Origin of the sequence: Nocardia anaemiae NBRC 100462 (genome assembly GCF_001612725.1) — a bacterium.
Lineage (GTDB): Bacteria > Actinomycetota > Actinomycetes > Mycobacteriales > Mycobacteriaceae > Nocardia > Nocardia anaemiae.
In genome coordinates this window covers 97,629-111,174 of record NZ_BDAZ01000041.1, presented here as the reverse complement: position 1 = coordinate 111,174, position 13,546 = coordinate 97,629, and the positions used below count along the sequence as shown (strand labels likewise).

General features: G+C 64.4%; 13 protein-coding genes. 5 read left to right on the top strand and 8 right to left on the bottom strand.

Annotated features, from left to right (window positions below):
- Positions 1-70: 70 nt before the first annotated feature.
- Entirely contained in the window at positions 71-775 is a 705-nt protein-coding gene (locus NA5_RS23575; RefSeq protein WP_062989720.1) for a TetR/AcrR family transcriptional regulator, read from the top strand.
- A 166-nt stretch (positions 776-941) separates the two neighbouring features.
- On the opposite strand, the gene NA5_RS23570 is transcribed toward NA5_RS23575, so the two are convergent.
- Together NA5_RS23570 and NA5_RS40570 are read right to left on the bottom strand one after the other, a co-directional pair.
- Positions 942-2,738 (bottom strand): RICIN domain-containing protein, encoded by a 1,797-nt coding sequence (locus tag NA5_RS23570; protein WP_157110587.1) that lies wholly within the window; start codon positions 2,736-2,738, stop codon positions 942-944.
- A 200-nt stretch (positions 2,739-2,938) separates the two neighbouring features.
- Positions 2,939-3,592: an FHA domain-containing protein gene (locus NA5_RS40570; protein ID WP_169811349.1), complete on the bottom strand. Its 654-nt coding sequence runs from the start codon at positions 3,590-3,592 to the stop codon at positions 2,939-2,941.
- Positions 3,593-3,726: 134 nt separating this feature from the next.
- On the opposite strand from NA5_RS40570, the gene NA5_RS23560 reads away from it, so the two are divergent.
- Complete coding sequence (locus NA5_RS23560; protein ID WP_245672363.1) at positions 3,727-5,961, top strand: serine/threonine-protein kinase; 2,235 nt, start codon at positions 3,727-3,729, stop codon at positions 5,959-5,961.
- Between the two features lie 53 nt (positions 5,962-6,014).
- Here NA5_RS23560 and NA5_RS23555 read toward each other — a convergent pair whose 3' ends face one another.
- Both NA5_RS23555 and NA5_RS23550 read right to left on the bottom strand, forming a co-directional pair.
- Positions 6,015-6,248 carry a hypothetical protein gene (locus tag NA5_RS23555; RefSeq protein ID WP_062989632.1) on the bottom strand — a complete coding sequence of 78 codons (234 nt, stop codon included), beginning with the start codon at positions 6,246-6,248 and terminating at the stop codon, positions 6,015-6,017.
- Positions 6,249-6,538: 290 nt separating this feature from the next.
- Positions 6,539-7,435 carry a TIGR03621 family F420-dependent LLM class oxidoreductase gene (locus NA5_RS23550; protein ID WP_245672362.1) on the bottom strand — a complete coding sequence of 299 codons (897 nt, stop codon included), beginning with the start codon at positions 7,433-7,435 and terminating at the stop codon, positions 6,539-6,541.
- A gap of 207 nt (positions 7,436-7,642) precedes the next feature.
- Between NA5_RS23550 and NA5_RS23545 the strand changes: the two genes are divergently transcribed.
- Positions 7,643-8,788, top strand: a complete 1,146-nt coding sequence (locus tag NA5_RS23545; RefSeq protein ID WP_062989630.1) for an acyl-CoA dehydrogenase family protein — start codon at positions 7,643-7,645, stop codon at positions 8,786-8,788.
- A 19-nt stretch (positions 8,789-8,807) separates the two neighbouring features.
- The gene (locus NA5_RS23540; RefSeq protein WP_062989628.1) at positions 8,808-9,443 is read left to right on the top strand and encodes a TetR/AcrR family transcriptional regulator; all 636 of its coding nucleotides are present in this window, start codon (positions 8,808-8,810) and stop codon (positions 9,441-9,443) included.
- A 13-nt stretch (positions 9,444-9,456) separates the two neighbouring features.
- On the opposite strand, the gene NA5_RS23535 is transcribed toward NA5_RS23540, so the two are convergent.
- Positions 9,457-9,822, bottom strand: coding sequence for a hypothetical protein (locus NA5_RS23535; protein WP_062989716.1), 366 nt, complete (start codon positions 9,820-9,822; stop codon positions 9,457-9,459).
- Between the two features lie 311 nt (positions 9,823-10,133).
- Between NA5_RS23535 and NA5_RS23530 the strand changes: the two genes are divergently transcribed.
- Positions 10,134-10,892, top strand: coding sequence for a DUF4190 domain-containing protein (locus NA5_RS23530; protein ID WP_062989627.1), 759 nt, complete (start codon positions 10,134-10,136; stop codon positions 10,890-10,892).
- Between the two features lie 29 nt (positions 10,893-10,921).
- Here NA5_RS23530 and ligD read toward each other — a convergent pair whose 3' ends face one another.
- The 3 genes from ligD to NA5_RS23515 form a co-directional block, all read right to left on the bottom strand.
- Positions 10,922-11,932, bottom strand: a complete 1,011-nt coding sequence (gene ligD / locus NA5_RS23525; RefSeq protein ID WP_084484368.1) for a non-homologous end-joining DNA ligase — start codon at positions 11,930-11,932, stop codon at positions 10,922-10,924.
- Positions 11,932-13,017 carry an ATP-dependent DNA ligase gene (locus tag NA5_RS23520; protein WP_218020143.1) on the bottom strand — a complete coding sequence of 362 codons (1,086 nt, stop codon included), beginning with the start codon at positions 13,015-13,017 and terminating at the stop codon, positions 11,932-11,934. Before NA5_RS23520 ends, ligD begins: the two co-directional genes overlap by 1 nt.
- 125 nt (positions 13,018-13,142) lie before the next feature.
- On the bottom strand, positions 13,143-13,541 hold the full coding sequence (locus NA5_RS23515) for a cold-shock protein (RefSeq protein ID WP_062989623.1): 399 nt from the start codon (positions 13,539-13,541) through the stop codon (positions 13,143-13,145).
- Positions 13,542-13,546: the final 5 nt, after the last annotated feature.

The following is a 13,546-nucleotide window of genomic DNA, read 5'->3' as shown; positions in this document are numbered from 1 at the left end:
TCGGTCACCCATATTCCGGCGAAGTCTCGGCTGAACATGGCGTACCGCCGGTACGTGTATGCTCCGCACCATGCCCCGTTCGGACAGATCTCCCAGATCGGCGCCGCGGACGATCACCCGGGAGGGGATCGTCGACGCCGCCATTCGGGTGATCGACCGGGACGGTCCGCGCCCGAGCATGGACGACATCGCCCGCGAGGCCGGGATCACCAAACCGCGCCTGTACCGCCAGTTCGCCGATAAGGCCGATCTCTACACCGAAATCGGTGACCGGATGGCCGGATCGGTTGCGGCCGGTGCGGGCAACGATCTGACGCTGATGCTGCAACCGCCGCGGGTCGCGCTGCGCCGCGTGCTCACCGGTTATGCCGACAGTATTGTCCAGCATCCCAATGTTTTTCGCTTCCTCGGGCAGGCGCACCTCACCCAGCAAGCGGACAGTTCGGTACCGCAGATCGATCTCGGCCGCGCGGCCGCCCGGCGAGTCGCCGGGCAGGCGCGTGAGATCGCCGAATCCATTCCGATCGATGCCACCGGCATCGATTACCTGGCTAGCGCGGTCGTCGGCGTCGTCGTCGCGATCACCGACCTCTGGCTGGGTGACGCGGATCCCCGCCATCCCGATGGCACGGCCGAATTCGTCGGCCAGGCAACCGAATTCGTCTGGGGTCTGATCGACGGATTCCTGCGCCGCCAGGGCATCTCGGCCGATCCGGACACCCCGATCTTCACCTCGCTCGCGGCCGTGAACCAGGCCCGGCGGCCGACCGGCTGATCCAGGTTCCATCCGGTACCGCCTCGTCCCGGAGCCATACCTGCACGTCGCTGCCCGCAACCACCGCAACCGTCGCACCGCACTGATGGCCGAAGTACGCCGACCGGCATGGAATCCCATCCATGCCGGTCGACGTGCGAGTCGTATGCCGCGAGGTGTCGATCGGTCACCGCGGTGGCACTGTGCGGATCACCCACCGTTGGGTGTCATCGGTCCATAGCAGAACGTCGCGGGTGACCGCGGCGAAGTCGTGCGACGACGATGTGTAGGCATCGACGAAGCGGCCGCTGTTCAGCTGTTGGATCGTGAAGGTGTCGTTGCTGAGCGGCCGGACCAGCCACCGCTGACTATCGTTGGCCTGCCGGGAACGGGTCACCAGCGCGAAATCCTGCTCCGCTGTGGTATACGCGTCGAGGAATCGGTCGTTGTGCTGATGTTGGATCGTGTACACGACGCCCACCTGGTCGAGGACCCAGCGCTGCGTGTCGTTGTTCTGGGCGGGCCGGGTGACCGCCGCGAAGTCCCCGGCGGTCTGCGCATCCAGAAAACGGCCGGTGCTCTTCTGCTGCAAAGAGTACGAGCCCCCGGCATGAGCGCGCAGGGTCCAGCGCTGGCTGTTGTCGGCCTGCTCCGGCCGGGTCACCGCCGCGAAGTCGTGCGTCGACTCGTAGGCGTCGAGGAAGCGACCGCTGCTCACCTGCTGGATAGTCACGGCGTCGGCATCGTCGGGGGTCCGCCAGAACACCCAGCATTGGGTGTCATTGAATTCCTTATTTCGGGTAAATGCCGCGAAGTTGTTCGCCGACGATTCGTGGGCGTCCAGGAAACGGTTGCCGCTCTTCTGCCGCACGGTGTACACCGTGCCGATCGGAGTCAGAACCCAGCGTTGGCTGTCGTCGTCCTGGACGGTGCGGGTCACGACGGCGTAGTTCTTGTCCCCGGAGGTGTAGGCGTCCAAGAAGCGGCGGTTGTACTTCTGCTGGATCGTGCAGGTCCCCCGCGGCGCGGTGCTGCCCCGGTTGGTGTCGTAACTGGGCGGGTAGACGACGGAGGGGTGCTTGTAGGTGAATGGAACTCCCTCCCGTTCCGGCGCGTACCACGGCCGTGTGAAGTGTTCCTGGTGGAGCGTGTCGACCGAGCGACCGGTCGACCATGGCTCGACGTGCTGGTCGGCGAAGCCCGCCGTCTCCGAGCCGTACACCTTGCCGGGTTCCAGTCGCTCTCGGTGCGCCGGGTCGGTCTGCCAGCCCGCGAACAGGCGATCGACATTGGAGTGCAGCAGAAATACGAACGGGTCGCGGAACGAGATATGGAAGCCGCCCATGGAGACGAACCCGTGCATTTCATCGTGGGTTCGCTCGAGCATCTCGCACATGTTCGGGTAATTCGGAGCGGCAAGGACATCCGCGTCCCGGCGCGCCGAAGCATGCGAGCCGAAGATCCGCCGGTTCAACGCCCGCGGCGGATCGGCTGGATTGTTATTTTGCGCGTCCACGCTGTCGTCGCGGAAGTGCACCGCATCCGGATCGTAGAAACCCGCCTCCCGCCACGGCTTGCCGACGGGTGCATAAGTTGAGCCCCCGTAGCCCATGAAATCGCTGGTGAACAGGTTGAGCGTCCCGGTCGATCCATTGCCGAGATTCGCGTTCGGGATCGCGCGCGGATCCTGTGTCCAATCCCAGTAGTGCAGCGACAGCAGGGGATTTATCTGTCGAAGCATTTTCTCCATTTCGTTGACGATCACGCGGTGCCACGGAAGGAATTCCGGGCCACCGTGCACATGTGTCGCCTGATGGATTTCATCCTGCTTGAACCACCAGCTCACCCCGCCGGGCGCCGGTGTATCCGTGCGGCTGCCCGCGAACTTGCGTTTGTTGAGTTCGATGAGCGCGTCGCGAAGCATTGCCCGTTCGGCGGGATCGACCGATGCGATATTGCGGCGGATGCCGTCTCCGAGTGCCACTGTGTCTCCTAGCGGTAGAAATGTGATGTCGGGAATCCGCCGATTTTCGGATACCCCGTTCGGGTGAATGCCGTTCGAATTGTCGAATCGACACCATTGATCCTCGTTTTTCGATAGCTGTCGCGACATCATCCGCGGGTGCGGACTCGGCGGCACGCAGGTGGCGCAGTATCAACCCCGACAGCTGATGAATCAGACGCTCACTTGTGCGCTGGTGTCGAAAATGTGGCGTGGACCAAGCCGTCCCGCAGCGCCCGTTCGGCAAGCCGCGCCCGCTTCAGTCGATTGGGCGCGTCATCGACGCCCAGCCTGCGAAATAGTTCCCGAAGATGCGATCTGACGGTTGCCTCGGTGAGCTGGAGTTCGTCGGCTATCTGTCGATTGGACGCCGGAACGGCGTGCGTGGCGGTCTCGAAATAGGGTCGGCACAGTGCCTGCACTACCCGCAGCTGCGCCGCTGTGATGGTTTCGGTAGCCGGCTCGGGGCCCGGCGCCTTCGTTGCGGGCTGGCAGACACCACCGGGGCATCGGAACCTCAGCACGGTATCGCCGACCGCGATGAGATCGTCATTGCGCAGCCGATGTCGTACGGACACGCGTCTGCCATTGACGAAGGTTCCATTGCGCGACAGCCCGTTGTCTTCGACCGTCCAGCAGATATCCATCCAGCGGATTACCGCGTGCAGTTTCGACACCGACTGATCCCATGTCAGCGCGAGGTCCGCGGCGGCAGCGCGCCCGATGACGATCAGCGATGCGTCCCGTGGCAGCGAAAATCTGCGGTCGATGCCCTGTCCGTCGACATAGCGGAGTTCCGGGGCAGCGACTCCTTCCATCGGCTTCCCAGTGGACATCGAGCTCCCCTCGGTTGTCCACGAAACGCGTCCCGCGCGTATTCCGATTGTGCTCCTTTTGCCAGCTCGATCGCGACTGCCCGGCCAGCCCGACACGACTACCATTTCCGTGTCGGGCAAACGAGGAGCCGATGGTGAAAAATCCCGATCACCTGGCACCGAGTAATACTCGAGCCGTTCCTGCCGATCGGGCGGTCGCCACCCAGATCGGACTGGCGGCGGCGATCGCACGATTCGCCGTCGCATGGGACGAAGCGGATTCGACACCGGATCTCGCCGCATACTTACCCGAATCCGGCACATCCGAATTCCGCAGAATCTGCCTCATCGAGTTGATCAAGGTCGATATGGTCAACCGGTGGGGGCGCGACGAATATCCCCGACGGCTCGCCGACTATGTCGCCGAATTTCCTGAGCTCCAATCCATTCCGCTACCACCGGATCTGCTGTACGAGGAATTCCACTGCTTGCGCCGCAAGGGTCTGCCGACCGATCGGGCGCAACACGCTGAAACGGCCGGGCCCGCACCGGATACCGGTGGCTACCGCAGCACGCTGCTCGCCAGTCCGCGGGCATATGGCACGCTCACCGGTCTCGACGTCGGAGACCGTATCGATGATTTCGACCTGCTGCTCAACCTCGGCAGCGGTGCCTTCGCGCGCGTATTCCTCGCCCGCCAACGGTCGATGGAAAGACTTGTGGCTCTGAAGATTTCGCATAATCATGGGAGCGAGCCGCAGATGCTCGCGCAACTCGACCACCCCTATATCGTTCGCGTATTCGACAAACGACTGCTGGCGGAGCGCGACCTCAAGCTCCTGTACATGGAATATGTCCCCGGCGGCACACTGTTGAGTCTGCTGCAACGCGCCGCCGAGACCGAACCTGGTCTACGCAGCGGCCAGTTGCTGCTCGATGTGGTCGACGAGGTGTTGGGCGAGAAGGGTATTCGTCCCACCGAGTCCGAAGCCAGGGACGCGATCGCCGCACTCTCCTGGCCGGAAACCGTTGCCTGGCTCGGCCGCCGACTCGCCGAGGCCCTCGACTACGCCGCACAGCGCGGGGTGCTGCATCGAGATATCAAGCCTGCCAACGTATTGCTGACCGTCGATGGGGTGCCGAAACTGGCGGATTTCAATATCAGCTTCAGTGACCACATAGCGGGTGCCAGCCCGGCGGCCTATTTCGGCGGATCGCTGGCCTACATGTCACCCGAGCAATTGGAGGCCTGCCATCCGCAGCTGCCGGGCCGGGCCGAGGATCTCGACGGCCGCAGCGACATCTACGCGCTCGGAGTCATGCTCTGGGAGCTACTGACCGGACGTAGACCGTTCGACGACGAGACCGACATCGGCGATTCGGCCACTTCGCTGGAACGTATGCTCGCCCACCGGCGACGCGGAATCAGGCACAGCGACCTCGATGAATTGCCCCTCGACTGTCCTGCGACATTGCGCCGCGTCCTAACGACCTGCCTCGCACCGCGGGCCGCCGATCGGTGGGCCTCCAGCGGCGAGCTTGCCCAGCAACTCGAACTGTGCCTCGACGCCCGCGCCCGAGATCTGGTCGACCCACCGCACGGCAGTGTGCGACAGCGACTGGCCCTGAAGCCCGTACCTGTCGTCACCACCGCCATCATCATCGGGCAGGTGCTGGCCCTGTTCTATTTGTACGGACACAATCTGACGCTGTTGAACATCCACCTGCCCGCCGCAGGTAAGCCGACATTCACCAGGATGGTGGCGATCGTCGGTGTGAGCTTCCACGTGGTCTTCCCTGGATTGATCATCTACCTCTCACGCAATGTCATCGCCGTGCCGTGGGGGATGCGCAAGGGTCGGCGGTACAGCACCGAATTTCTGGCGAGAACACGGTCGGACACCTTGGCCTGCGGCGAGCGGACCACGCGGATCACATGGGCCGGTTGGGTTTTGTCGCTGATCGTTCTCGGCACAACGGTGCTCATGGTGAGCGAACTATCCGCCGGATTGGTGGTCAACATTTTCACCACCCACCTGATATGCGGGGCCATCGCGGCGGTCTACCCGTACTTCCTCGTGAACTATCACGTGGTGCGCTGGTACTACCCTTCCCTGCTGCTGCGCGGCACAACAACCGCCGCCGACGCCGAACAACTCGGCAAACTGGCGCGGCAAGCAACCCGAAAGCTACTGGTCGCTGCCCTGATACCACCCGTGGGCGCGGCGCTCGGGACGATCTTCCTCGACCCGAGCGATCTGCGTCTGATCATCGGCTCGGTCATCGGGCTGACTCTCGGCGGCGCGATCGTCTTCGCCCTCTCCTTCGCGCTGTACCAGACCCTGCTCCGGGATCTCGAAGCACTCCGTCGGTCGGTCAGTCAAACCTGACGACCGGCGTCCGCCATCGGACCACCGTCACTAGGGGATTTGCATCGGATCGGTCATCTGGTCTGTTTCTTCGACTTGTTCGGCTTCTTCTTTGTCTTCGGCTTGTCATGGTCGGGCTCCCATTCGTAGCCCGCCAGATTCTGCTCGCAGCGCCAGTTTTCGACTACAGCATCATCTTGGTCTCGTTCGCACCAGCGCTCGGTCTTACCGCACGCGGTCAGACCGAGCCCGGCGGCTACCGCGATTGCCACGGTGATCCCGGTCGCCCGGAATCGAGTGTTATGCATTGGGATTTCTCCGTTTTCGTGACGTATGGCGCTAAGTATGGGTCCGTCAACCACGGGTCGCACCGCTTTCCGATACGTCCGGTACGAGCTCCGAAAATGGCGTTGCGACCGTTGAGCCGCAGATCACTCCGCCCGGGCAATCGTGGCTCGGTGCCCGCGGAGGCCGGGGCGGCCGAGATCATCGTGCCGCTCACGACTTGCCAAGTGTTCAGTACCGCCGCGGTGAGCGGGACCGCGCGGCGTATGACGTTGCGGCGGTAGATGATCCAGCCATTCCGTGCTGACGGATCTCACCGAAGCTCTTCGATCACTTTTGCGAGAGCGGTCATATGGGTCTCAGGGACGGCGTAATGCGTGACGGAGTACGCATCGCGGTAGTGCCGCAAAGTATCGGCGATGCTGCGTGCGGATCCGTGCAGTACACCGGGCAGATAACGCAATTGTGCGTCGGACAGGCCAGGATTGAACATGCGCGGCAGCGACAGGTCGCTGTCGCCGTGGCCGTGCACGTCCACCGCCTGTGCCATCAGCCCCAGCTCGATTTCGGAGAAACGTTCTCCGGCCGCGGCACGGACGAATTCGACCCGGCGCGCGAGCGCCGCAGTTCCGGCTTCCTCGGAAGCGATATCAGTACCAACCGGCACCCCGGCCAGCGCGACTGTGTCGGCGTGTTCGGCCGCCACGCGCACCAGACGGTCCCCGCGCCCGGCCACCAGCAGCGGGATCCGGCGGCGGACCGGTGGTTGGTGACCGTTCGCGAACAGTGTGCGGATCTCGCCGATGGTGTCACGCAGGTAGTCGATACGCTGCCGCCCGCCCGGGAACGGCAGCCCCGCCGCCTCGAACTCGGGCTTCGCGAAATCCGGTCCGGCACCGAGTCCGAACTCGAATCGCCCATCGGTGAGCTGATCCACGCTGGCCACCTCACGAGCCAGCAGCGCAGGCCGGTAGAAGCCCGCATTCAATACCATCGTGCCGACGTGCACACGGTTCGTCGCCTCCGCCATGGTGACCAGCGTGGGGAACGGTGCAGTCATACCCAGGTGGTCGGGAACCTGGACCACGTCGTAGCCCAAGTCTTCGGCTTGCCGCGCCTTATCCCGCCACTCGGCGCGCGACCCCGCGGCGGAGAATCCGACGGCGAACCGAAAAGGGCGCGGTGTCACATTATTTCGATCGTCTGCCACACTTCGCACGTTAGTCGATCGGGCGCTCTCAGCGCCCTCTGTTGGTCGCATGACGCACGCGCTGCCGACCGGTGATTCGCATTCCACCATGGTGAACCCGCCTCGACCTGCCGTGCGCCGCTTTGTTGACATCATGCCAATAGTGCGCCAATCTGATGACGAGACGCGGGTGCGACAGGCCCGCTCGATGAGCAAAGGATTTCTGCGATGGCACGCGCGGCATGGAGCGACGACGAGGTCGAGGCGGTCCGGGAATTGGCCAGAAACTTCTTCGAAAAGGAAGTCGTCCCGCATGAGGAGAAGTTCGTCGCACAGGGACATCCGGACCGCGCCCTGTACAACCGGGCCGGTGAACTCGGCCTGCTGTGCACCGCGATCCCGACCGAATACGGCGGCGGTGGCGGCACTTTCGCGCACGAGGCCGCCATCATCGAGGAACAGGCCTTCGCCGGTGACGGCTCGATGGGCATGGCCGTGCACACCTCGATCATCGCGCCCTATATCCACCACTTCGGCACCGAAGACCTCAAACGGCGGGTGCTGCCCAAGGCCGCGACCGGCGAGATGGTGCTCTCCATCGGCATGACCGAACCGGGCACCGGCTCGGATCTGCAGAACATCAAGACCCGCGCGGTCCGCGAGGGCGACGAATACGTCATCACCGGCTCGAAGATCTTCATCACCAATGGCTGGCTCTGCGAGGGCATCCTCATCGCCGCCAAGACCGATCCGACCAAGGGCGCGGCGGGCGTCTCGCTGATCTTCGCCGAGGTAGGCGGCGACACCCCTGGCTTCAAGCGCGGCCGCATCCTGAACAAGATCGGCGGCAAGGCCCAGGACACCGCGGAGCTGTTCTTCGACGGACTGCGCGTGCCCGCCTCGAATCTGCTCGGCGAGGCGGAGGGCCAGGGCTTCTATCAGATGATGCAGCTGCTGGCCCAGGAGCGCCTGGTCACCGGCATCATCGCGGTCGCCATGATGGAGAAGGCGGTGCAGCTGACCGTCGACTACACCAAGGGGCGCGAGGCCTTCGGCAAGCCGCTGTTCGCGATGCAGAACACCAAATTCGAAATGGCCGAATGCGCGACCATCGCCAAGGTGAGCCGGATCTTCCTCGACGACTGCATCGGCAAACATCTGCGCGGCGAGCTCGATATTCCCACGGCTGCGATGTCGAAGTACTGGCTCACCGACCAACTCGGTATTGTGGTCGATCGCTGCCTGCAACTGTTCGGCGGCTACGGCTACATGACGGAGTATCCGATTTCCCAGCTCTACACCGGTGCCCGCGTGCTGCGCATCCTCGCGGGCAGCAACGAGGTAATGAAGGATCTCATTGCCAGGTCACTCTGAGGTCACCGCCAGCGATCGCTTGCGGGTCGCTCGAAACAACACCGAGGCGCCGCCGCGCAGGCGCAGGCTGGAACCGGACGAGCGACGCGCACAGATCCTGGAGTGTGCGATCGACATGTTCGGCGAGCGGCCCTACGCGGCGGTCTCCACCGCGGAACTCGCGCAGCGCGCCGGGGTCGCGCGCGGGCTGATCAACCACTATTTCGGCAATAAGCGCGACCTGTATCTCGCGGTCGTGCGCCGGATGGTCACCCTGCCACGCCTGCACGATATGGTCGCGCCGACGGGCACCGATCGCGAACGTGTCGATGCGAGTGTGCACTGGCTGCTCGATGTGATCTCCGAGCACGGCAGCACCTGGGTCAAGGTGACCAGCCACGAGGGCGTCGGCGACGATCCGGAGGTGCAGCAGATTCTGGATCAGGCCGATGACGCGGCCGCCGAGCGGATGCTGCTGATGGTCGGACGCGCGGATTCGGCACACAGTGCGCAACTGCGTGCCATGGTCCGCGCATTCGGTGGTCTGGTGAAGGTGGCGGGCCGGGAGTGGATCACCCGCGGCACCCTCACCCGTGCGCAGGTGCACGTGCTGCTGGCCGACATGCTGATGACATTGGTGACCGAGACCATGCCCAAGGTGGATCCAGGGCGCTGATGCCGTGGCGTGGCTATTTCGGCGATTCCGAACGGCTTTCACCCGGCCCGAGTCTGCGTTCGGTGGCGCTGTAGCGGACGGGGCGGACATGGCCCGGCGCGTGCCCGGTGCGGCCGTACTTCTGCTCGATCACTTCCTCACGGTGATGCTCGACCAGCAGTGCACCGAATCCGGTGATCCACAAGGCGGCAGTCACTATCGCGCCGATCTGGGTCCAGCCGATGAAGCCGTAACCGGCCGCGGTGAGCGTGCACGCCATGCCGACGACGCCGAGCAGGCACAGAATGATGCCGGGGACGTTGTAGTCGTCACCGAGGAGGTCGCCCGCGTGGGAATGCCACCGGCGCGATTGTCCTGTCGAACCGGGCTCGCCGCGCATGGATTCCTCCTTATACCGAAGTCGCCCCATGGTCGGTCCCGGGACCAGCATGTACCTGGCGGGCGCGCCGCGCGAGTGGTGTTTGCCGGTTTGTTACTCCGGGGCTCGAACCGCACCGTGTCGAAACCGTCGCCGCGGTGGCGAGTAGACGCGAGTTGACATGGCGGCTTTCGCGATTACGGTTTGATGACGATCGATCGGCCGTTTCGGATGATGTTGCGGCCGTCGGCCCCTATCCTTTGTCGATATCGGGGCGGGTCCGGGCAGTTCGAGGTTCCTGCGCGGTTTGGTGGTGTGGAAGAGGGACCTGAATGGCACGGACGGACAACCGTGAGCGCGAGCGCTGGCCGGAGGCGCAGCCGGAGGAGTACGAGGCGGAGACGGGAGCGATCGGCCGGTGGCCGGATACCGATCCCAACGATCGCTGGCCGGAGGTGGAGCCGCCGACCCGGCGGGCGACCCGGGCCGGTCGACTACGGGTCGAGGTTCCGCCCATCGTCAATCCGTATGCGATCGTCGCCCTGGTGGCCGCCCTGCTCGGCCTCTTCCCGGTCGCGATCGTCTTCGGGTTCATCGCCTTCAGCCATCCGCGCGGTAAGACCATGGCGGTGTGCGCGCTGCTGCTCGGTGTGATCGAGGTGGTGGGTATCGCCGGATATGTCGTGCTGTCCGGCAGCAATTTCTCCGACGCGCTGTCCGGGGCGCACCGGTCCCCGGCGGTCTCGAGTGTCGCGCTGCCCTCCACCATCGCCCAGACCGCCGTCGTGCAGCCCTCGGTGGCGCCGACCGTGACGCCTCCGGCCACCTCGGCCGCCACGTCGACGAGCCAGGTGGCCCCGAAGAAGGGCACGGTGTGCACCGAGCCGGGCCGCATCGGTACCGGAGCGGACGGCACCACCCTGCTGTGCCTGGCCAGCGGCGGTGTCTATCAGTGGAACGGTCCGTACACCGTCGGTGGCACCGTCGCGGAGCCCGGCACCAAATGCGACGGTTCGACCAAGAGCGCCCGCACCGCGGACGGGCGCGCGGTCACATGTGAGAGCAAGGTGTGGGTGCTGTGGACCGAATAGCTGGTGGGAACGGAATAGCCTTCGGGTAGCTAGCCGTCCGTTTCCGGCTTCCTGGCTCGGCTCGGCTGTACCCGGGGCGGCTCGTTCGGCATCTTGGGATATTGCGGTGGCCACGGTGCGTCCATGAGTCCGGATGCCATATCGCGCTCGGACATCTTCAGCAGCGGCTCGATGGATTGGGTCGGTCGGTCCGCCCACGGATCACCGGATTCGGCCAACCGGGCGGGGACGGTGGCAATGGTCAATTCCTCCGGGACGACGGTATCCAGATCCGACCACGCGATCGGCGTGGAGACCTGCGCGCCGACCTTCGGTCGCACACACCACGCACCGAAAACCGTTTTGTGCGGGGCATTCTGGTTGAAGTCGACGAAGACGCGGTTGCCGCGCTCCTCCTTCCACCACTGCGCGGTGATCTCGTCCGGATGCCGCCGCTCCAGCTCCCGTGCCAGCGCGACCGCGGCCGCGCGCACCTGATAGCCGTCCCAGTTCGGTTCCAGCGCAACGTAAATGTGCAATCCGCGCGAGCCGGAGGTCTTGATGCGGGAGTCGATGCCGAGTTCGGTGAACAGCTCGCGGGTGAGCACGGCCGCATGTTTGAGATCGTCGAAGGTGATGCCCGGAGAGGGGTCCAGGTCGATGCGCAGCTCATCGGAGATATTCAGATCGTCGACGTGATTGGGCCAGACGTGGAAACCGAGGCAGCCCTGATTCACCGCCCACAGAATGTGTGCGAGATCGTGGGCGACAAGGGCATCGCTGGTGGTGCCGTTGGGCGTGACGACCTCGACGGTGTGCAGCCAATCCGGCGCGGATTTCGGTACCCGCTTCTGGAACCACGACTTACCGGACGCCCCATCGGGATACCGCTCCAGCAGCAGCGGCCGATCACGCACCACCCGCAGGAACGGTTCGGCAACGGCCTGGTAGTACCGCACCAGATCGAGTTTCGTCTCACCGCGTTTGGTGAAGTAGACCTTGTTCGGATTGCTGATCGCGACGGTTCTGCCGTCGACATCGATATCGACCGACTCGCCCATCATTGCCCCCCGGCTTCGGTGAAGATGGCGCTCAATTCGGCCGGTGCGACCTCGTCGAGCTGGGCGTAGGTGCACGATTCCGGTGTGCGATCGGACCGGAAGCGCACCAGCCTGCCGCCGTGGCGCAATCGGCCCGACTGCACATGTTCGTAGCGGACCTCGGCGACCAACTCCGGACGCAGCGCCTCCCAGGACAGATCCTTACCGCCGGTCCACCGGCTCACCCCGCCCGGCATCTTGCCATCGGCCTTCGCCTGGGCCGCCGCATCGGCCCATTCCCGCCACGGATGGTTCGCCAATGCGTTCTCCCGCAACGGTTTCAGCTCATCGACGAGCGACTTGCGTTTGGCCGCGGTGAAACTGCTCGCCACCCCGACATGATGCATATTGCCCTCCTCGTCGAAGAGTCCGAGCAAGAGGGAACCAATGCCCTCACCATCCTTGTGCCAGCGGAAACCGGCCACCACACAGTCCGCGGTGCGCTCATGTTTGACCTTGAGCATCACCCGCTTGTCCTGCAGATACGCCAGCTCGTTGGACTTGACCATGACGCCGTCGAAACCCGCGCCCTCGAAGCGGGTGAACCAGTCCTCGGCGACGGCGGGATCCTGGGTGATCGGAGTCAGGTGCACGCGGGCGAGTTCGGTATCGAGAATGGTCTCCAGCAGCCGTCGGCGCTCGACGAACGGTTCGCCGGTCAGATCCTTGTCGCCGAGGGCGAGCAGATCGAAGGCGACAAAGCTGGCGGGCGTTTCCTTGGCCAGTTTGTTGACCCGCGAGGCCGCCGGATGCAACCGGTTCTGCAGGGTGTCGAAATCGAGTCCCTCATCGGTGACCACCACGATTTCACCGTCCACCACGCATTTATCCGGCAGCGCCGCCTTCAGCAGTTCGGCGACTTCGGGAAAATAGCGGGTGAGGGGGCGGTCGTTGCGGGAACCGAGTTCCACTTCGTCGCCGTCGCGGAACACCACGCAGCGAAAGCCGTCCCATTTCGGTTCATAACTCAGGCCCGGCTCGTGCGGCACCGAGGGCGCCGTTTTCGCCAGCATCGGCCGCACAGGTGGCATGACCGGTAGGTCCACGCGATCTCCTCCTCGAGTTCGGTCCTCACCTGTGCCGACGTCGCGGGCGACGCGGATTCATCGGTGCGGGCTCGAGCTCGATCGTAAATCGCTGGTCCGACAAGATCGTGAACTTCGCCCGCGCGCTATTCCAGCCAGCCGTGCTGGTCGGCGAAGGCGGTGAGGCGGTCGCGGATGGTGAGGATCTCGCCAGCGGTGAGGGCGGGGCTTGCGTCCAGTAGTAGCTCGGTGATCAGGCGTTTGTGTTCGGTGGCGGTCAGCTGGCCGGAACCGGATCTGTCTTTTTTGTGCCGAGGAGCGGGTGGTAGCGGCTGACCGCCGACCACGGCAAGGTTGACCGCCTTCGGACCACGATCACCTTCGGTCACATCGAATTCGAACACCCGTCCCTGGCGCAGTTCGTCCTCGTCCAGTCCGATGTCGTTCACATGAACGAACACATCCGGACCACCATCGTCGGGCCGAATGAACCCGAATCCCCGCGAACTGTCGAACGACACCAATTTCCCGATGGACACCAACACCCGCT

Excerpts from the sequence above, each read along its gene's own strand:
- ligD (WP_084484368.1), bottom strand. The coding sequence starts at position 11,932 with ATGGGCGAGTCGGTCGATATCGATGTCGACGGCAGAACCGTCGCGATC.
- NA5_RS23555 (WP_062989632.1), bottom strand. The coding sequence starts at position 6,248 with ATGCATAACACTCGATTCCGGGCGACCGGGATCACCGTGGCAATCGCG.
- NA5_RS23535 (WP_062989716.1), bottom strand. The coding sequence starts at position 9,822 with ATGCGCGGCGAGCCCGGTTCGACAGGACAATCGCGCCGGTGGCATTCC.
- NA5_RS40570 (WP_169811349.1), bottom strand. The coding sequence starts at position 3,592 with ATGTCCACTGGGAAGCCGATGGAAGGAGTCGCTGCCCCGGAACTCCGC.
- NA5_RS23530 (WP_062989627.1), top strand. The coding sequence starts at position 10,134 with ATGGCACGGACGGACAACCGTGAGCGCGAGCGCTGGCCGGAGGCGCAG.
- NA5_RS23545 (WP_062989630.1), top strand. The coding sequence starts at position 7,643 with ATGGCACGCGCGGCATGGAGCGACGACGAGGTCGAGGCGGTCCGGGAA.
- NA5_RS23575 (WP_062989720.1), top strand. The coding sequence starts at position 71 with ATGCCCCGTTCGGACAGATCTCCCAGATCGGCGCCGCGGACGATCACC.